Source organism: Brevibacterium sp. (genome assembly GCF_022712115.1).
In the GTDB taxonomy this organism is placed as follows: Bacteria; Actinomycetota; Actinomycetes; order Actinomycetales; family Brevibacteriaceae; genus Brevibacterium; species Brevibacterium salitolerans.
This window is the reverse complement of the sequence record NZ_JALAHB010000273.1, coordinates 1-17802: the sequence shown is the minus strand read 5'-3', so window position 1 is coordinate 17802 and position 17802 is coordinate 1. Positions and strand designations below refer to the sequence as shown.

16 protein-coding genes and 1 riboswitch are annotated in these 17802 nt (G+C 71.0%); of the genes, 6 read left to right on the top strand and 10 right to left on the bottom strand.

Annotation, left to right across the window (positions count from 1 at the left end):
* Window positions 1-357, bottom strand: a 357-nt coding sequence (locus tag Q0A33_RS16385; protein ID WP_291799407.1) for a nicotinate-nucleotide--dimethylbenzimidazole phosphoribosyltransferase, incomplete at its 3' end; no start/stop codon positions are given.
* A 7-nt stretch (window positions 358-364) separates the two neighbouring features.
* Here Q0A33_RS16385 and Q0A33_RS16380 point away from each other — a divergent pair.
* From Q0A33_RS16380 to Q0A33_RS16370, 3 genes are all read left to right on the top strand, one after another.
* Window positions 365-1096, top strand: coding sequence for an MOSC domain-containing protein (locus tag Q0A33_RS16380; RefSeq protein ID WP_291799404.1), 732 nt, complete (start codon window positions 365-367; stop codon window positions 1094-1096).
* Between the two features lie 264 nt (window positions 1097-1360).
* On the top strand, window positions 1361-1729 hold the full coding sequence (locus Q0A33_RS16375; protein ID WP_291799400.1) for a hypothetical protein: 369 nt from the start codon (window positions 1361-1363) through the stop codon (window positions 1727-1729).
* A gap of 4 nt (window positions 1730-1733) precedes the next feature.
* Entirely contained in the window at window positions 1734-2804 is a 1071-nt protein-coding gene (locus Q0A33_RS16370) for an inositol monophosphatase family protein (protein ID WP_291799397.1), read from the top strand.
* A gap of 88 nt (window positions 2805-2892) precedes the next feature.
* On the opposite strand, the gene Q0A33_RS16365 is transcribed toward Q0A33_RS16370, so the two are convergent.
* The 5 genes from Q0A33_RS16365 to Q0A33_RS16345 are packed head-to-tail and all read right to left on the bottom strand — an operon-like array spanning window position 2893 to window position 9240.
* Window positions 2893-4791: a biotin carboxylase N-terminal domain-containing protein gene (locus Q0A33_RS16365; RefSeq protein WP_291799394.1), complete on the bottom strand. Its 1899-nt coding sequence runs from the start codon at window positions 4789-4791 to the stop codon at window positions 2893-2895.
* Window positions 4792-4794: 3 nt separating this feature from the next.
* Window positions 4795-6402, bottom strand: a complete 1608-nt coding sequence (locus Q0A33_RS16360) for an urea amidolyase family protein (RefSeq protein WP_291799392.1) — start codon at window positions 6400-6402, stop codon at window positions 4795-4797.
* Complete coding sequence (locus Q0A33_RS16355) at window positions 6399-7202, bottom strand: putative hydro-lyase (RefSeq protein WP_363316640.1); 804 nt, start codon at window positions 7200-7202, stop codon at window positions 6399-6401. The genes Q0A33_RS16360 and Q0A33_RS16355 overlap by 4 nt, the downstream gene beginning before the upstream one ends.
* Complete coding sequence (locus tag Q0A33_RS16350) at window positions 7199-7978, bottom strand: 5-oxoprolinase subunit PxpA (RefSeq protein WP_291799389.1); 780 nt, start codon at window positions 7976-7978, stop codon at window positions 7199-7201. Before Q0A33_RS16350 ends, Q0A33_RS16355 begins: the two co-directional genes overlap by 4 nt.
* Window positions 7979-7980: 2 nt before the next feature.
* Complete coding sequence (locus Q0A33_RS16345) at window positions 7981-9240, bottom strand: NRAMP family divalent metal transporter (protein WP_291799385.1); 1260 nt, start codon at window positions 9238-9240, stop codon at window positions 7981-7983.
* A 222-nt stretch (window positions 9241-9462) separates the two neighbouring features.
* Here Q0A33_RS16345 and Q0A33_RS16340 point away from each other — a divergent pair, with 222 nt between their 5' ends.
* Window positions 9463-10101 (top strand): GntR family transcriptional regulator, encoded by a 639-nt coding sequence (locus tag Q0A33_RS16340; protein WP_291799382.1) that lies wholly within the window; start codon window positions 9463-9465, stop codon window positions 10099-10101.
* A gap of 146 nt (window positions 10102-10247) precedes the next feature.
* Here Q0A33_RS16340 and Q0A33_RS16335 read toward each other — a convergent pair whose 3' ends face one another.
* The 4 genes from Q0A33_RS16335 to Q0A33_RS16320 all read right to left on the bottom strand — a co-directional run bounded on the left by Q0A33_RS16335 (window position 10248) and on the right by Q0A33_RS16320 (window position 14233).
* Window positions 10248-11003 (bottom strand): ATP-binding cassette domain-containing protein, encoded by a 756-nt coding sequence (locus Q0A33_RS16335; protein WP_291799380.1) that lies wholly within the window; start codon window positions 11001-11003, stop codon window positions 10248-10250.
* Window positions 11000-12025: an iron chelate uptake ABC transporter family permease subunit gene (locus Q0A33_RS16330; RefSeq protein WP_291799410.1), complete on the bottom strand. Its 1026-nt coding sequence runs from the start codon at window positions 12023-12025 to the stop codon at window positions 11000-11002. Before Q0A33_RS16330 ends, Q0A33_RS16335 begins: the two co-directional genes overlap by 4 nt.
* 199 nt (window positions 12026-12224) lie before the next feature.
* The gene (locus Q0A33_RS16325) at window positions 12225-13142 is read right to left on the bottom strand and encodes an iron chelate uptake ABC transporter family permease subunit (RefSeq protein WP_291799377.1); all 918 of its coding nucleotides are present in this window, start codon (window positions 13140-13142) and stop codon (window positions 12225-12227) included.
* A gap of 107 nt (window positions 13143-13249) precedes the next feature.
* A complete protein-coding gene (locus tag Q0A33_RS16320) occupies window positions 13250-14233 on the bottom strand; it encodes an ABC transporter substrate-binding protein (RefSeq protein ID WP_291799375.1) in 984 nt (327 codons plus the stop codon).
* 292 nt (window positions 14234-14525) lie between these two features.
* Between Q0A33_RS16320 and Q0A33_RS16315 the strand changes: the two genes are divergently transcribed.
* Both Q0A33_RS16315 and Q0A33_RS16310 read left to right on the top strand, forming a co-directional pair.
* Window positions 14526-16322 carry an amidohydrolase gene (locus tag Q0A33_RS16315; protein WP_291799372.1) on the top strand — a complete coding sequence of 599 codons (1797 nt, stop codon included), beginning with the start codon at window positions 14526-14528 and terminating at the stop codon, window positions 16320-16322.
* 175 nt (window positions 16323-16497) lie between these two features.
* Window positions 16498-17334 carry an SDR family NAD(P)-dependent oxidoreductase gene (locus Q0A33_RS16310; protein ID WP_291799369.1) on the top strand — a complete coding sequence of 279 codons (837 nt, stop codon included), beginning with the start codon at window positions 16498-16500 and terminating at the stop codon, window positions 17332-17334.
* Between the two features lie 153 nt (window positions 17335-17487).
* Window positions 17488-17617: riboswitch (glycine riboswitch) on the top strand.
* Window positions 17618-17802 lie beyond the last annotated feature (185 nt).

The following is a 17802-nucleotide window of genomic DNA, read 5'->3' as shown; positions in this document are numbered from 1 at the left end:
GTGGGCGAGCGCCGCCTCCACGGCCGCGACCTTCCGGGACAGGCCGTCCCGGTCGACGCCGGTGCCGCGCCCGACCCAGTGGGCGGGATCGCCGCCGAACAGGGCGGCGTAGAGGGCGGCCGCCACGGTGGTGTTGCCGATGCCCATCTCGCCGATGCCGAGGCAGTCGGTGCCGGCGGCCACCGCCTCCATGCCGAACGCCATGGTGGCGACCGTGGCGCGCTCGTCGAGGGCCGGCGCTTCCGTGATGTCGCCGGTGGGCATGTCGAGGGCGAGGTCGAACACCTTGAAGCCGAGGCCGTAGGCCGCGCAGATCTGGTTGATCGCCCCGCCCCCGGCGGCGAAATTGTCGAGCATCTGCCGGTTGACCGCGTCCGGGAAGGCCGAGACGCCGGTGCAGGGTGCGGGTCAGGAGGTGCGCGCACTGACGGGGACCGTCGAACGCCTGCGGGCGGGTGCCGTCGTCGTGCAGCACTGGTCGGGACGTGAGATCTCCACCGGCGCGCACAAGACGCCGGTCACCGCGCCCGTCCGGGTGGGGGTTCTCGGTCTGGACGGGGACGCGCAGGGGAACACGAAGGTCCACGGCGGCCCCGACAAGGCCCTCTGCTGCTATCCGGTGGAGAACTACGGCGCCTGGGCCGCCGAGGGCCGGGAGATCGGCGAGGACGGCTTCTTCGAGAACCTCACGCTGCGCGGGCTCACCGAGGCGCAGGTGCACCTGGGGGACGTCTTCCTCCTCGGATCCGCGCGTGTGCAGGTGACGCAGCCCCGCAGGCCCTGCACCACCGTCTCCGCACGCTGGGGAGACCGCGGCCTCCCTGCGCGCATGCAGGAGACGGGGCGCTGCGGGTTCTACCTGCGGGTGCTGGAGCCGGGAGTCCTCGCGGAGGGGGACGCGATGACGCTCGCGGAGAGGCTGCCGGAATCCGTCTCCGTCGCCGAGGCCAACCGCGTCATGAACGTCGATCGTCTCGATCGCGCCGGCATCGGGAGGCTGCTGGCCTCACCCGAGCTGCCGGAGCGCTGGCGGCGGGATCTGGAGCAGAGGCTGACGGGGCGGCTCGGCGACGACTCCGCGCGCCTGGGCGGGTGAGTGCCGGGTGCGGCAACCCGCACTCGTCCCACGGAGTGGGACAACTGGGCGGGGGAAAGCCGCAGATCGGCGCGGAATCGAGAAATGTGAGCGGATATATCCCCGCCCGGGGTGAGACCGGCGGGAAACGCATCACGCGCGTACTACCATAGAAGCACGTATCGGTGCTCGGACGGCGACATGGGACAGCATGCCGCGCCTGCTCGCCCCCTCTGCCGCCGGTCCATCGATGAGTGTTCGTCCTGGTGAGAATGAGGTTGTGAAATGGTGCGCAGGGCACGGGAGCTGAATGCAGAGCAGCGGACGCTGGTGTCCGCTGTCAAACGGGTGGCTCGTCAGCGGGCGCGTGTCAACGCGAGCTACGTGGACGCGATCCTGACCGCCCGTGACGCGGGAGTCACCTATGCGGCGATCGCCGAGGCCGTGGGCACCTCCTCGCAGGCGGTGCAGGAGATCGTCCGCCGGCACCGTGCGGGCCGCGCGGCGGAGGCAGGCGGCGAGGACGCCTCGCACGCCTCCGGCGGCTCCGGGCTCGCAGGAGGCGTGGCGGCAGTCACCGGTATGACCACCGGCGTCATAAGCCTGAGCGGGGAGCAGAGCGCTGTGAGCGGCGTGAGCCCCGTGGCGCTCTGATCCGATGGCGGCACTCCACGACGATCCCCTCCTCGACGCCGCGCGGCAGAGCGCGGTCATCGCGGTCCACCGCATGCGGCACTGGTCGCGAGAGCTCACCGCGGCCGCCGTGGACTCCAAGGACGGGCGCAACAACCTCGTCACCCTCGCAGACGCGGAGATCGAGGCACTGGTCCGGGGGCGGCTGCTGCGGCTCCGCCCGGAGGACGTCGTCGTGGGCGAGGAGAACTCCGCCTCGGTCCGTCTCGAAGACCATGAGTCCGGGGGCGAGCTGACCGCCCTCCTCACCGGCGCGTTCGAGCGTGCACCGGAGAGCGGTGTCCCCGAGGACGCCGGCGCCGTGGGGGCGCGGACCCATGAATGGCATGTGGACCCCATCGACGGCACCGTGAACTTCGTCCGGGGGATCGAGCACTACTGCTTCTCCGTGGGGGTGCGCGCGCTGCCGGAGGCTGTGCCGGGTGCCGCTCCGGCCTCGGGTGCGGCTCTGCTGACGGGCGCGGACCAGCCCGCGGCTGCGGACGGAGCGGCTGATGCGGACGCGGGCTGGGTGGCCGGCCTCGTCGCCGCGCCCGCGCTGGACCGCGTGTGGTTCGCACGTGCGGGCAGCGCCTGGACGGCCCCGCTCACCGCGCTCACGGACCCCGCTGTCGAGGCCGTGCCCCTCACCGGGGCCTCCGCTCCCACCAGCGGCAGGGTCGTGGCGACCGGATTCGGGTACTCGCGGGAGCGCAGGGCTCAGCAGCTCGCCTCGCTGGGCGCCGTCATGGAGGAGTTCGACGACCTGCGCCGGTGCGGGTCCGCGGCCCTGGACCTGTGCATGGTCGCCGAAGGGCGGGTGAACGCCTACTACGAGCGGGGCCTGGGGATCTACGACTTCGCCGGCGGAGCCTACATCGCGGAGTGCGCCGGCCGGTGGGTGCGCCGCCGCCCGGACGCGTTCGGTGCGGGCGCAGGCGGCGTGAGGGGCGGCAGCGCGAGCCCGGCCTCGGGCGCGGAGCCGGTGGGCGCACCCGAACTCACCGTCGCAGCGGACAGCCGCGAGCGCCTGGAGTTCCTCCTCCGCACCGGCTGAGCCTCCGCACCGCCCGCACGTCGCGCACGGCAGGAGACTGCGCCCGCCGCGCAGACGCTCACCAGAGCCTTCGCGCGGCGGACGCCGCTCAGCGGATCCGGGCGAGGACCTCTCCGACCGCCACCATGTCACCGACGGCGGCCGCATGCATCAGCGTCCCCGCGGCGGGTGCAGGCACTCGCGTCTCCATCTTCATCGCCGAGAGCACCGCGATGTCGTCCCCCTCTGCGACGTCCGCACCGTCCTCGGCGAGGAAGGCGACGACGCTGCCGGGCACCGGTGCGCGCACTGCGGTGGACCCGTCGGAGGCCTCGGCGGGCGACCCTCCGCGAGCGCCGGACTCCGCGGCTTCAGCGCCGGCCGCCGGACCCACGCCGCCGCCTAGGCCGTCCCCGCTGCCGCTGAGGGCGGTGACGAGGGCCTCGGGCAGTCCCACCGTCGTGAGCCTCCCGTCGATCTCGATGTCGAAGCGGGTGAGGCCTGCAGGCCCCACCGGCGCAGGCCGGTCCTGGACCGAGAGCCGGGGCAGGAGCTCCGTCTCGATCCACTGCGTGTGCAGACCGAACCCGTGATCGCCGGAGCGGGCCGGGGCGCCTGCACCCGCATCCGCGTCTGAGCCCGCACCCGTCTCCGAGGATGCGCTCGCAGCCGACTCCGCCGTGGAGCCCGCACCTGCCTCTGTGCCTGCGTCCGCGCCCGTGAACGCGGGATGACGGAGGATCTCCGCCGAGCACGGCAGCACGGTGGCCGGGCCGGTGATCGTGAGCTCCTCGACGGCGGCGAGGGCGCGGGCGATCGCCGCCGGACGGTCGGGGCCGTGGACGATGAGCTTCGCGAAGAGGGAGTCGAACGCGGGCTGCACCGTGTCGCCCGCCCTGACTCCGGAGTCCCAGCGCACACCCGGGCCGCCCGGCACCGTGAGCGTCTCGATCCTCCCCGGCGTCGGGAGGAAGCCGCGGCCCGGATCCTCGGCATTCACCCGCAGTTCGAGTGCGTGCCCGTGCACCGGGGGAGTCGCGGTGAGTGAGAGGCCCTGTCCGAAGGCGATGCGGAACTGCTCGGAGACGAGGTCCACGCCGGTGACCGCCTCGGTGACGGGGTGCTCGACCTGCAGCCGGGTGTTGACCTCGAGGAAGGTCATGGTGCCGTCCGCGGCGAGGAGGAACTCGACGGTTCCCGCGCCGCGGTAGTCGACCTCCGCGCAGATCGCCTCGGCCGAGCGCTGCAGGAGTTCGCGCTGCTCGGGGGTGAGACAGGGCGCGGGAGCCTCCTCGATGAGCTTCTGGTTGCGGCGCTGGGCCGAGCAGTCGCGATCGCCCACCGCCACGACTGTTCCGCAGCCGTCGCCGATGACCTGGACCTCGACGTGCCGGGGGCGTTCGAGGAACTTCTCGACGAAGCACTCGGGGCGGCCGAACGCCGCGCGGGCCTCACGGGTGGCGGACTCGAAGGCCCCGCCCACCTCGGAGAGCTCGCGGACGATGCGCATGCCCCGGCCGCCGCCCCCGTGCGCGGCCTTGATGATGAGGGGCAGGCCGTGCGCCGCGGCGAACTCCTCGACCTCGGCCGCCCCCGTCAGCGGTCTGTCGATGCCGGGAGCCAGCGGCGCGCCCGCCTTCTGCGCGAGCCGCCGGGCCGTGACCTTGTCGCCGAGCGCGGTGATCGACTCCGGGGTGGGACCGATCCAGACGAGGCCCGCGTCCTCCACGGCGGCGGCGAAGTCCGCGTTCTCGGAGAGGAAGCCGTAGCCGGGATGGACGGCGTCTGCACCCGCTCGCTTCGCCGCGGCCAGCAGCGCCTCGCTGTTGAGATAGGTCTCTGCGGCGGTGCTGCCGGGAAGCGCGACGGCGATGTCCGCGAGCTGCGTGTGCATGGCGGCGGCGTCCTGATCCGCGTAGACGGCGATGGATGTGTGCCCGTTCTGCGCACAGGCGCGGATGACGCGGACGGCGATCTCGCCGCGGTTGGCGATGAGGATTCTCGACATGGTTCAGCTTTCGTCGGTGGTGGCAGTGCGGAAGCGGATCCTCACGCCCGGGGCGAGCTGGGCGGCGAGGTCGGTGTCGTCGACGCTCGCGATGATCGGATAGCCGCCGGTGAGCGGATGGTCGGGGCCGAAGAGCACGGGCTGTCCGCTCGGCGGCACCTGGAGAGCGCCGGTGACCGCGCCTTCGCTCGGGAGCTCCCCGGAGCGGGCGCGTTCGAGGGGCACCTCGCCGGTCAGCCGCAGACCCACCCGGTCCGATTCGTGCGTGACCGTCCACTCCTGGCCGAGCAGCGTCTCGATCCCGGCCTCGGTGAACCAGTCCTCACGCGGTCCGAGGGTGAGGGTGAGTTCGACCGTCTCTCCCGGGGCGGGCAGGCGCCGTCCGCCGCCGAGGTCCGGGTCGACGAGGTGCGGAGCTGCGGCGGGTCCGTGGAGCTCCACGGTGTCGCCGGCGGAGAGAGCCGCGGGTCCGAGGTGGCCGAGGGTGTCGCTCGAGGCGCTGCCGAGGGCCGTCTCCACGGCGATCCCGCCGCGGAGCGCGAGGTAGCGGCGCACCCCGCGCTCGGCCGGCCCGAGTTCGAGCCGGTCGCCGTCGACGAGGGAGAACGGCTCGCCGGTGCGGGGACGGTGGACCGTCCCTCCGCCGGCGGTGACGGTGATCGTCCCCTCGGCGCCCGTCACGGCGGCGACGCCGTCGCCGGTGACCTCCAGGCGCACGTTCCCCCCGAAGCTCTCGAGGCATGCTGCGCTCTCCGCGTTGCCCACGAGCCTGTTGGCCCGCCGCAGCGCCGTCCGGTCCGCAGCACCCGCAGCGGAGACGCCCAGCGAGGCGAACCCGGGGCGCCCGAGGTCCTGGGGGAGGAGCTGCAGGCCGGGTCGGACGACGGTGAGGGAGGGGGCGGAGTCCTCTGCCGCTTCTGCGCCGCGCGCTTCGCCTGCACTGGCCGCTGCGCCGGTCGAGCGCGCTGCGCCGGGCTCACCGGCGACGACCGTCTCCCGTTCCGCTGATCGGAACGTCACCACGGTGCCGGGTACGAACAGCGCGGGCGGGTCACGGTCGAGGTCCCAGAGGGTCGCATCGGTCTGGCCGATGAGCTGCCAGCCGCCCGGTGAGCTGCGCGGGTAGACGCCGGTGAACTCTCCGGCGAGCGCGACCGCGCCGACGGGGACGCGCGTGCGCGGGGACCCCCTGCGCGGCACGTCGAAGAGAGGATCGTCGCCGGCGAGGTAGCCGAACCCCGGCGCGAAGCCGGAGAAGGCGACCTGCCAGCGGGCTCGCTGGTGGCGGGCGACCACCTCGGCGACGGAGACGGAGAGGAGGTCCGCCACCTCGGCGAGGTCCTCCCCGTCGTAGTGGACGTCGAGGGTCACGGACCTCTCGGCCTCCGTGGCGCCGGCCGTGAGGTCGAGGGAGCGGATCGCGTCCGATAGCGCCGCTGCTGAGGTGCGGGCGGGGTCGAAGCGGATGAGCACGGTGCGGGCGGCGGGCACGAGCTCGAGCACGCCGGGGAGTGCGGCGGCCTCGAGGCTGTGGTGCAGGCGCATCGTCTCTGCGAGGTCGGCGCATTCGGCGAGGAGGTGCTGTCGCGAGGCGGTGTGGAAGGCGGTCACTGGCGGTAGTCGCTTTCCTGCGCGTCGGTGATGAACATCCGACCGGGTGAATGGGTGAGTGCGAAGGGCGGCGCGGATTCCGCGATGGCTGCCTGCGGCGTGACGCCGCAGGCCCAGAACACAGGGATGTCTCCCGGATGGAGGACGGGAGCATCTCCGTAGTCGGGCCGTGCGAGGTCTGTGATGCCGAGCTGTTCGGGCGCTCCGATGTGGACGGGGCTGCCGTGCACGGCGGGGAAGCGGTCGGTGATGCGGACCGCCGCCGCGACCTGGGAGGCGGGGATGGGCCGCATGGACACGACCATGTTCCCGCGGATCCGGCCGGCAGGCCTGCAGGGTGTCGAGGTGCGGTACATCGGGACGTTGCGGCCGGCCTCCTGGTGGCGGACGGGAATGCCGGCCTCCGCCAGACCGGCCTCGAAGGTGAAGCTGCAGCCGATGAGGAAGGAGACGAGGTCCGGGTGCGCCGCCCACACCTCCGTGGCGTCGTCGATCTCCGCGCTCAGCTCCCCGTGCTCCCACACGCGGTAGCGGGGGATGTCCCTGCGGAGATCGCTGCCGGGAGCCAGGGCGGACTCGACCCGGCCGGGTTCGAGGACGTCGATGACCGGGCAGGGCTGGGGGTTGCGCTGTGCGAAGAGCAGGACGTCGAAGGCCCAATCGGCTGGTACGGCGATGAGATTGGCCTGGACGAGTCCCGGTGCCATTCCCGAGGTGGGGCGGGTGTCGCCCTGCCGGATGCGTGCGCGCGCCTCGGCTCCTGCGTCGCGCACTCCGGGGGCTCCCGTCGTACCCGTCACGGCTGCTTCCCGGTGAACGGCGCGATCGTCACACCTGCGTCCTCGAGGACTGTGCGGGAGGCTCGCGCCATCTCGATCGAGCCCTGTGAGTCGCCGTGGAAGCAGATCGACTGGGCATCGACGGTGATCGTGTTGCCGTCGATCGCTTCGATCTGCCCGGTTTCGACGAGGCGGAGCACGCGGGCGGCGACGAGAGCCGGATCGTGGAGGACCGCGCCCTCCTCGGACCGTGAGACGAGCGAGCCGTCGGGGTTGTAGGCGCGGTCGGCGAAGGCCTCGGCCGCCACCTCCAGCCCGGCCTCGGCGGCGACCCGGTTGGCGACGCTGCCGGCGAGCCCCAGGAAGACGAGATTCGGGTCGACGGCCCTGACGGCGGCGGCGACCACGCGGGCCTGTGCCTCGTCGTGGACGATCGCGTTGTAGAGGCCACCGTGGGGCTTGACGTAGCGGACCGTGCCGCCCACCGCCGTCGTCAGCCCGATGAGCGCGCCGATCTGATATTCCACCTGTGCCTGGAGGGTGGCGGCGGGGACGTCGAGCGCGCGCCGGCCGAATCCTTCGTAGTCGTCGTATCCGGGGTGGGCTCCGATGACCACGCCGCGTGCGGTGGCCTCGGCGACAGTGGCCCTGATCCCCTCGGGGCTGCCGGCGTGGAAGCCGCAGGAGACGTTGGCGCTGGAGACGAGACCCAGCATCGCCTCGTCGTCGCTGACGATGCGGTCCGGCACGTTCTCGCCGAGGTCGGAGTTGAGGTCGATGGCGGGAGAAGAGGTCATGGTCATGCTCCTATTCCGATCATTGCGAAGATGGGGCCGACCGACTGGACGGCCATGTACCAGGTCAGGACGGTTGCCGCTGTGCCGATGATCAGCAGCCACTTGGGGTATGCGTCAGTGCGCAGCAGGCGGGGCTTGAACCAGCCTATGTACATGAAGATCGTCAGGCCTATGGGCAGGATGAGTCCGTTGAAGCCGCCGACGAAGACGAGCAGGGTGGCCGGAGCGGTGCCGACGACCAGGTAGACGGCGAGCGAGATGACGATGAAGCAGACGGTGGCGAGCTGGAGCGGCCAGCCGCCGCCGAGCTTCTTCGAGAACGCGGAGAGGAACGTCGCCGAGGTGTAGGCGGCACCGATGACGGAGCTCAGGGCTGCGGCCCAGAAGATCGCACCGAAGATGCGGATGCCCGCGTCGCCGAGCACGGCGGCGAAGGCCTGTCCGGCGGGATTCGCGACCTGGCTCTCCAGGTCGAGGGCCACTCCGGAGGCGACCACGCCGAGGACGGCGAGGAAGAGCACGTAGCGCATGATGCTCGTGACGAGGATGCCGGAGAGCGCCGAGCGCATGACGGCGGGGGCGTTCTCCGGGCCGGTCCTGCCGGAGTCCAGATAGCGGTGGGCGCCGGAATAGGTGATGTAGCCGCCCACGGTGCCGCCGACGATCGTCGTCACGGTCGCGAAGCTGATCGAATCGGGCACGAAGCTCTGCCGCAGGGCGTCTCCGACGGGCGGCTGTGAGACGAACGCGACGACGCAGGTGAGCACGATCATGCCGAGGCCGAGCACGAGGACGACCGCATCGACGACCTTGCCCGCGCGCTTGAAGAGGAAGACGCCGATGGCGAGCACGCCGGTGATCAGCCCGCCCAGCTTCGGATCGATGCCGAGCAGGGCGTTGAGCCCGAGGCCGCCGCCGGCGATGTTGCCGATGTTGAAGGCGAGCCCGCCCACCACGATGAGGACCGAGAGGAGGACGCCCGAGTAGGGGACCGCGGAGGAGGCGAGCTGAGCGGCGCGCTTGCCCGAGGAGGTGATCATGCGCCAGATGTTCAGCTGGATGGCGAGGTCGATGAGGATCGAGACGAGGATCGCGAAGGCGAAGGCCGCGCCCATCTGCGCGGTGAAGGTGGCGGTCTGGGTGATGAAGCCCGGTCCGATGGCCGAGGTGGCCATGAGGAAGATGGCGCCGACGACCGCACTGCGGCTGACTGCGGCCTTCGTCCTGTCCCGCGGGTCGGGCTGGGCGGTCGTCTTTGACATGGGATCTCCGGTGTCGGATCGAGGTGCGGGGAGAGCGGTGCGGTGGGGTGCCTCACGTGCAGTTCACGGAATCGGTAGACAACTTAGCACTGATTGTTCAACAAAAATAGACCTGTGTCACAGTCATCTGCTCGATCTCGTTGATCGCCAGAGTGGCTGCGTGTGCGCAGCCGCGGCCTGCTGCGCTGTCGCTCCGCCCGCCGATGTCTCTACGATGGAGAGGTGAAGCATGAATCGTCCCTGGTCAATAGGCTCACCGAACGGCTGATCGCCGGTGAGCTCCGCCCTGGAGCCCGGTTGTCCGAGGCGGCGCTCGCACAGGAGTTCGACGTCTCACGCAATACGCTCAGGGAGGCGTTCCGGGTGCTCGGGGAGCAGGGGCTGGTCGAGCACATCCCGCACCGCGGAGTATCGGTCGCCTCGCCGCGCACAGCGGATGTCGTGGACATCTACCGGGTGCGCAGGACGGTCGAGTGCACCGTCCTCGCGCAGGCGCCCCGCGGGCACCCGAACGCCGCGCAGATGCTCCGTGCGATCGAGGAGGGCCGGGCCGCGGCCGAGGCCGGCGACTGGCTCGGGGTGGGAACGGCGAACATGGCCTTCCACAACGGCGTGGTCGCGCTCTCGGACAGCGCCCGTCTCATGCGCACGTTCGGCAACGTCCTCGCAGAGCTGCGGCTCGCGTTCCTCAAGGTCGAGCTCCTCGACTTCCTCCATGCGCCGTTCGTGGAACGGAATGGGGAGGTCTACGAGGCGTACGTCGAGGAGAGCCCCGCAGCGGCGGCGGCGCTGCTGGGGACGTATCTCGGGGACTCCGAGCGGCAGGTGCTGGGCGCCTACGCCCGGGCCGGCGAAGACTGACCGCCCCGGCAGACATGAGCGGGCGCCGCGGCTGAACGCGTCTGCGGATTCGCCCCTGATCCGGCCCTGGGGCGGCGAATCCGCAGACGGGAAGGGAGCGGGCGCCCCTTCCCGTCTGTTCCTGTTTCAGCAGAAGCAGGCGAGTTTCAGTAGAAGCAGGCGAGCCGGCCGCGCGGTCCCTCGACCACGTCGATCGGTGTGTTGAAGATGTCGGAGAGGATCTCCGGGACCATGATCTCCTCCGGCGTCCCGAACTCGACGACCTTCCCGTGCTTGAGCGCGCAGATGCGGTCCGCGTAGTGGCTCGCGAAGTTGATGTCGTGGAGGACGATGACGATGGTCCTCCCCAGCTGCACGGCCGCCTCGCGCAGGTGCTTCATCATCTGCACGGAATGCTGCATGTCGAGGTTGTTCATGGGCTCGTCGAGGAGCACGTACTCCGTGTCCTGCGCGAGGACCATAGCCACGTATGCCCGCTGCCGCTGGCCGCCGGAGAGCTCGTCGAGGTACCGCGATTCGAGCTCGCCCAGGTCCAGGAAGTCGATCGACCGGCTGATGACCTCCTCGTCCGCGCGCGTGAGCCGGCCCTGTGAGTACGGGAACCGGCCGAAGCCCACCAGCTGGCGCACCGTGAGCCGCGCGACGAAGTGGTTCTCCTGGCGGAGGATCGAGACGATCTTCGCGAGGTCCTTGGACGGGGTGGTGGACACGTCCAGGCCGGCCACCTCGATCTGCCCCTCGTCCATGCCCATGAGCCTGCCGATCATCGTCAGCAGCGTGGACTTGCCCGCGCCGTTGGGCCCCACGAGCGCCGTGATGCCGCCGGCGGGGATGTCCAGGTCGACGGGGCCGATCGCGACGTCGTCGGTGTAGCGGCGGGTGACGGTGCTGAGCGTGATCACAGGCGGCCCTTTCTGAGGATGTAGAAGAGGAAGAACGATCCGCCGACGATCTCGATGATGATCCCCACCGAGCCCTCCGCGTAGAAGAGGTTCTTGAGGACGAAGTGCGAGCCGGCGAGCACCACGATGCCCACCAGCCACGCGAGGGGGAAGATGAAGCGGTGGTCGTAGGTGTCGGCGAGCTGATAGGCGATCATCGCCACGAGGAAGCCCAGGAACGTCATGGGCCCCACCAGCGCGGTGGAGATCGCCATGAGCACCGCGACCAGCAGCAGCACGACGATCGTCTGCCGCCGGTGGTTGATGCCGAGGTTGATGGCCGTCTCCCTGCCGAGGGCGAGCACGTTGAGGCGGCTGGAGCGCAGCCAGAGCGCTCCGCCGGCCAGGGCGGCCAGCGGGATGGAGACCCACAGGTACTCGGTGTCCGCCGTGGCGATCGAGCCGATCAGCCGCGCGGTGAGGACGTCGAACTCGCTGGGTGTGAGCAGACGCTGCATGAACGTCGAGGCCGCCCCCAGCCCGCCTCCCAGGACGATGCCCACGAGGAGGGTGATGTGGAGGTTCCCGCGCCGCCCGGCGAGCAGCCAGCCGTAGAGCGCTGCGGCGAAGCCCACCATGAGCCCGATCTGCAGGAGGAACTGCCACAGGCCCGTGAGCGCGGCGATGCCGCCGAGCCCGATGAAGAACACCGCGCCGGTCTGCACGAGGATGTAGAGGGACTCGAAGCCCATGATGGAGGGCGTGAGGATGCGGTTGTTCGTCACCGTTTGGAAGGACACCGTCGCGATCGCCTGGCAGAACGCCACGACCACGATGACCACCAGGTTGGTCGCCCGCATCTGGGCGATGAGCCAGAACCCGCGCGAGCCCACCGGCATGGGGTTGTCCCACGCCAGGGAGCCGAACATCGCACCGGCGGACAGGAGTGCGAGTGCGGCGAGGATCAGCCAGTAGCGGCGCTGCGCGCGGCGGCTCGGCAGCGGGCCCGACTGCCGCCCGGTGGGGCGCCACGGGGAGGCCAGCGGCGGAGTGCGCCGGCGGACGGCGGGGCGCGCGCCGGTGGTGCGCGCGCCTGTGGCCCGTGCACCTGTGGGGCGGGCCGTCGCTGCCTCCTGCGCTGCTGCCGGGGTCGGGGTGGCAGCGCCCGCGGCCGGGCGGTCCGTCGCCGAGGCCGGGGAGGCTGTCCCGGCATCCGTGTCTGCGGTCGTCTGCTTCTCCACGTCAGCGCCTCCGGGTGATGAGGACGATGAACACGACGGCCCCCACGACGCCCAGGATGAGCGAGACGGGAACCTCGAACGGGGCGATGAGCGTGCGGCCCAGCAGGTCGCAGACCGTGACGATGCAGATGCCCGTCATCGCCACCCACGGGAGGTTGGAGCGCAGATCGTCGCCGCGGATCATCGAGATGAGGTTGGGGACGATGAGCCCCAGGAACGGCAGGTTGCCCACGACCACCGTGACGATGCCGGTGGCGATCGCGATGAGGCCGTTGCCCAGCAGCACCACCTTCCGGTAGTCCAGTCCGATGTTCGTGGAGAACTCCTCGCCCAGTCCCGCCGCGGTGAAGCGGTCCGCCGTGACGAACACGACGGCGACGATGATGAGGACGGCCCACAGCGGCTCGTACTGCCCCTTGAGGACGGAGGTGAAGGAGCCGGCGAACCAGATGCCGAGGCTCTGCAGCATGTCCGTCGAGAGCGCGATGTAGGTGGAGACGGCCCCCACGACGGAGCCGAGCATGATGCCGACGATCGGCACGATCACGGAGGACCGCAGGGTCACGCGCTGCAGGAACGCGAAGAAGATCATGGTGCCGATGAACGCGGCGACGATGGCCGCCGCCATCTTGGGCAGCAGCCCGGCCTGCGGGAACAGCACCATGACGAGGAGGAGCCCCAGGCCCGCCCACTCGGTGGTGCCGGTGGTGGTCGGCTCCACGAACCGGTTCTGGGTGATCATCTGCATGACCAGCCCGCACATCGCCATGGCCGCCCCCGCGAGCACGAGTGCGACGGTGCGCGGGATGCGGGTAATCGCGAACATCGCGGCGCCGTCGGGGGCGCCGAAGACGTCGTAGACGCCCACGAACAGCGAGGCGGTGACGAGGCCCAGCGTGACGAGCACGCCTGCGAGCATCGGCCAGGTGAACAGTCTTCTGGGGCGTGCACGGCCAGAGGCGGACCCCGTCCCGGAGGTCGCTCCGGTGACGGGATCCGCCTGCTCGCCCGCGCTGTGTGCGGAGGTCAGTTCGCCGCCTCCATGGCATCCGCGATCGAGTTGTAGAACTCGGTGTAGTTGATGATGCTCTCGTCGAGGTAGGTGTAGGACGGCATGTAGACGATGTTGTCATCCTTCACCGCAGGGACGTTCTGCAGGGCCTCGGACTCCGCGATGAGCTGGTTCGCGGGCTCGGCGCCCTCCTCGCCCACGCCGGCGTCGCGATCCATCACGAGGATCCAGTCCGGGTTCGAGTCCGCGATGGCCTCGACGGAGATGTCGTCGCCCTGGTGGTCCGTGGAAGCGTCTTCGACCTCGAGTGCGGGGGTGAGGCCCAGTGCGTCGAAGGCCGGCCCGAGCGTGCGGCCGGTGCCCGGTGCGGAGTAGTTGATGTCGCCGCCGGAAGTGATGACGCCCATGACGGACTCCTCCGGATCGTAGGCCTCCTTCACCCGCTCCACGGCGGCGTCGTAGTCCTCGACCAGCCCGGCGGCCTCGTCGTTCTTGTCGAAGATCTCACCCAGGACCGTGGTCTGGCGCTTGAGCTCCTCGCTGAAGTCCTCACCGTCGCGGGCGGTGACGTCGACGTAGGCGGCGTCCGGCGCCAGCTCCTTGATGTCCTCCGCGTAGTCGCTGAAGCGGTAGCCGCCAATCACGAGGTCGGGCTCGGCCACGACGATCTGCTCGAGGTCCGGCTCGCGGTGATTGCCGATGTCGGGGATGTCGCTGTCCACGTAGGAGAGGTCGTCCGGCATGAGGGAGACGGCGGCCGCGGAGAGCTCCACGCCGAACGTGTCGAGGGTGCGGAAGGACGTGTTGTCCAGCGCCACGACGCTCTGCGGCGGGTGGTTGACCTCGACCTCGCCGTCGTTCGTCTCGACGGTGATGGTGGAGGATCCTGCATCCGAGCCCGCAGCTTCGTCGGTCGCGCCGCTGCCGCAGGCGCTGAGGCCCAGTGCGAGTGCTGCGACGGAGGCCGCGGCGAGGGGAAGGCGGTGCCTGAGGGTCATGAGCGTGAGGCTCCTTGCTTCGGTCGCGGGCATGGGCCCTGCGAGGGTGCGTGTGTGGGGAGCGCGCCGTGTGCGGTCCCTGCCCCGGCGAGGTGCGTGCGACCGGCGCGGACACCGCGCGGGAAGAGCTGTTCTCGAGGAGCTGCTTCCGCAGAGTTCGCTGAGGGCCACCTGACCTAACTGAGGCTGGGCTAAATAATTCCACAGTGTCTGCAGATAAGCAAAAGGTCCATGCGCTATTTGTCCGGGCGCCGGCTGCCGGTCCCGGCGGCGGGTGTGCTTGCATGTGTGCATGACCACAGACTCTCTGCAACCGGACCAGCTGCGCCTCTTCTCCGGTGGGCGCGTTCACTCCTTCGCGGAGGCCGCCGCCGGGTCGCGGCCGGAGAACCACCCGGCAGGCGCCTCGGGCGGGGACTCCGTGCTCACGGCGGGAGGCAAGGTCGTCGCGGTGGGGGAGCGCGACGCGCTCCGGGACATGGCGGGCACCCGGCTGGGCGACGAGGTCGATCTGGGCGGGAGGGTGGTGCTGCCCGGGTTCACGGACGCACACCTCCACGCGGTCTCCACCGCCAACACCATCGCCGAGGTGGACCTGCGGCAGGTGCGCAGCCTCCGGGCGGCGGTGGACACCGTGGCCGCGCATGCGCGCACACTCCCTCCCGGGCAGTGGGTGACCGGTGGACGCTGGGACTCGAACACCTGGGACATGGGCGGCTCCGGCTCCTACCAGCCGGACCGCCGTCTGCTCGACGAGGCCCTGCCGGACACCCCGGTGGCGCTGTGGTCCATCGACTACCACACGCTGTGGCTCAACGGCGCGGCGCTCGAGGCGGTCGGCATCGACGATTCGACGCCCAACCCCGTGGGCGGCGAGATCGTGCGCGATTCCGCAGGCCGGGCCACCGGGATCCTGCGCGAGGACGCCGCGACGATCGCGGAGCGGCGGATGCCCGCACTCTCGCTGGAGCAGCGGCGGCAGAACATGCTCACGGCCCAGAGCCGCTGGCTGGCGGAGGGGCTCACCGGGCTGCACGACATCGACGGGGCGGCCTCCCAGGAGGCCTGGGACGCGCTGCGCGCCGAGGGGCAGCAGCACATGCGCGTGGTGAAGTACCTGCGTCTCGAGGAGCTGGACTGGGCGCGCGCGGTGGGCTGGCGCACCGGGGACCAGCTGGGCCGCACCGGTGAGCGGGTGCGGGCCGCGGGAGAGCCGGAGGCGGACGGATGGTTCGTCCGCGGCGGGCTCAAGCTGTTCTCGGACGGCGCGCTGGGTTCGCAGACCTCGCACATGACGGACCCGTTCCCCGCGCACCCCGGGGAGGACCACCTGCCCAACTACGGGCTGCCGATCGCCAGCGAGGACGTCCTCGTGGAGCAGATGGAGACGGCCTTCGCCGCGGGCATCGGCGTGGCCGTCCATGCCATCGGCGACCGCGCCAACCACCACGTGCTCACAGCGTTCGAGCGGGCGCGCGCCGCGGCCCAGGAAGCCCAGGAGCGCCACGGTCGGAGCCTTCGCCACCGCGTGGAGCACGCGCAGTTCATCCGGCCGGAGGAGATCGCGAAGTATGCGGAGCTGGGGATCGTCGCCTCGATGCAGCCGCGCCACTGCATCTCCGATCTGCACCTGCTGGAGGCGCTCAAGCCGGACCCGCGTCTGTGCGCCTATGCGTGGAAGGACCTCCTGGCCGCAGGCGTGCCGCTGGCCTTCGGCTCCGACGGGCCGGTGGAGCCCACGAATCCGTTCGCCGCGATGTACGCCGCGATGACCCGTGCCGACATCTCCGGTGATCCGGCCACGACCTTCCAGTCCGAGCGGCGCATCCCGGCCTGGGACGCCATCGCCGCCCACACCTCGGGCGCGGCCTATGCGGCGGGGCTGGAGGGCACCACGGGGGCACTGGCGCCGGGGCAGAACGCGGACTTCATCGTCGTGGACCAGGACCCGCTGGTGGCCGACGGCGGCAGCGGGGTGACGGGCGAGTACGCCTCCGAGGCCGCGCTGTTCGAACACGCGCTCGCCGTCCGTGACACGCAGGTGCACATGTCCGTGGTGGCCGGCGAGGTGGCGTTCGCGCACGTGTGAGGCGCGGCCTGCGCCTTCTGCCGGACGTTGCGCACCTTCTGACGGTGTGCGCATGTGTGCTCGCGTGAACACGGTCGGAAAGTGCGCAACGTGCGTGACTGAGGCATGCGGCCGGGGGCAGAGTATGGGAGCGTCGGACGAACAGAGGCAGTGTGGCTGAAGGAAGGTGCGAACGATGACGGAGCGCAGAGGACTCGGACGGCTCGACGGCAGGGTGGCCGTCGTCACCGGCGCGGCGCGGGGGATCGGCCGGGCGATCGCGCTCGGCTATGCCCGCGAAGGGGCGAAGGTGGTGGTCGTCGACCTCAACGGCGAGGGTGCGCAGGCGGTCGCAGAGGAGATCGCAGCCGCCGGCGGCACCGCCCTGGGCCTCGCCGCGGACGTGGGCGAGGCCGCGGACGCGGACTCCGTGTTCTCCCGGACGCTCGCGGAGTTCGGCACCGTCGACGTGCTGGTGAACAACGCCGGCATCACCTCCGGCGTGCGTCACTTCTTCGACGTCGACGACGACTGGTGGGACACCGTCATCCGCACCAACCTGCGCGGGCACTGGCTGTTCCTCTCCCGCGCGGCGCGGATCATGGCCAAGCGCGGAGGCGGAGCCGTCATCAACTTCTCCAGCGGCGGAGCCACCCGGGCCCACCGCGGCATGGTCCCCTACGACGCCTCCAAGGGGGCGATCGAGGCGCTCACCCGGGCCTCGGCGGTGGAGCTCGCGCCGTACGGCGTGCGGGTCAACGCGATCATCCCCGGCTTCATCGCGACGGCCGCGGAGGAGCCGGCGGAGGTCACCGCTCTGCGGGACGCCACCGTTCCGCTGGGCCGCGGCGGGAAGGCCGAGGACCTCGTGGGCGCGGCGATCTTCCTCGCCTCCGACGAGGCCGAGTACGTCACCGGGATCGGCGTTCCCGTGGACGGCGGCACCCTCGTCCAGCAGCGCAGCCCGCAGGTCGACACCTTCCCACTGAGCGAGTACCCGGCAGTGGAGGACGTGGAGGACTTCCGCGGCTGAGGCCCACTCGGCCTCGGGGACTCTCTGACGGCGCAGGGACCCTGCGGGGGCCCTGCGCCGTCAGAAAGTCCCCTTTCGCATCGGCACCGGCCACCCGGTCCGGCGTTGGCTCATGTCCGCGGCGTGTCCTATCCTGATCTGTGACTGCCGTTACGACACATCGTGGGAGAGCCGCCTCGCTCACGTCCGCCCGCATGCCACCGGGTGCGGACACGCAGGGAAGCGGCGCCGTAGGTGCAATCCCTCCCCGGGAAACTCTCAGGCCCAGTACCACGATGCGCAGGCACCTCTGGAGCGGTTCACCGCTGTGACAGAGCGGGGAGGACGAGCCCATATGCGAGCCCGTCCCCTCAGGCGGGCACATCCAGTGGAGGAGATCCATGACCGCCGGTGCCCACAGCACAGCCGCCTCGACCACGGAGGCCGCGCAGACGCCCAGCGCGCAGGCCGCGCACTCCCACCTCACCC

What these genes read in the sequence shown, in the direction of transcription:
- Q0A33_RS16325 (WP_291799377.1), bottom strand. Translation starts at nt 13,142, where the DNA reads ATGCTCGCAGGCGTGCTCGTCACGCTGGGCCTCGTCACCGCCTCGCTG.
- Q0A33_RS16350 (WP_291799389.1), bottom strand. Translation starts at nt 7,978, where the DNA reads ATGACCTCTTCTCCCGCCATCGACCTCAACTCCGACCTCGGCGAGAAC.
- Q0A33_RS16345 (WP_291799385.1), bottom strand. Translation starts at nt 9,240, where the DNA reads ATGTCAAAGACGACCGCCCAGCCCGACCCGCGGGACAGGACGAAGGCC.
- Q0A33_RS16315 (WP_291799372.1), top strand. Translation starts at nt 14,526, where the DNA reads ATGACCACAGACTCTCTGCAACCGGACCAGCTGCGCCTCTTCTCCGGT.
- Q0A33_RS16320 (WP_291799375.1), bottom strand. Translation starts at nt 14,233, where the DNA reads ATGACCCTCAGGCACCGCCTTCCCCTCGCCGCGGCCTCCGTCGCAGCA.
- Q0A33_RS16370 (WP_291799397.1), top strand. Translation starts at nt 1,734, where the DNA reads ATGGCGGCACTCCACGACGATCCCCTCCTCGACGCCGCGCGGCAGAGC.
- Q0A33_RS16310 (WP_291799369.1), top strand. Translation starts at nt 16,498, where the DNA reads ATGACGGAGCGCAGAGGACTCGGACGGCTCGACGGCAGGGTGGCCGTC.
- Q0A33_RS16365 (WP_291799394.1), bottom strand. Translation starts at nt 4,791, where the DNA reads ATGTCGAGAATCCTCATCGCCAACCGCGGCGAGATCGCCGTCCGCGTC.
- Q0A33_RS16375 (WP_291799400.1), top strand. Translation starts at nt 1,361, where the DNA reads ATGGTGCGCAGGGCACGGGAGCTGAATGCAGAGCAGCGGACGCTGGTG.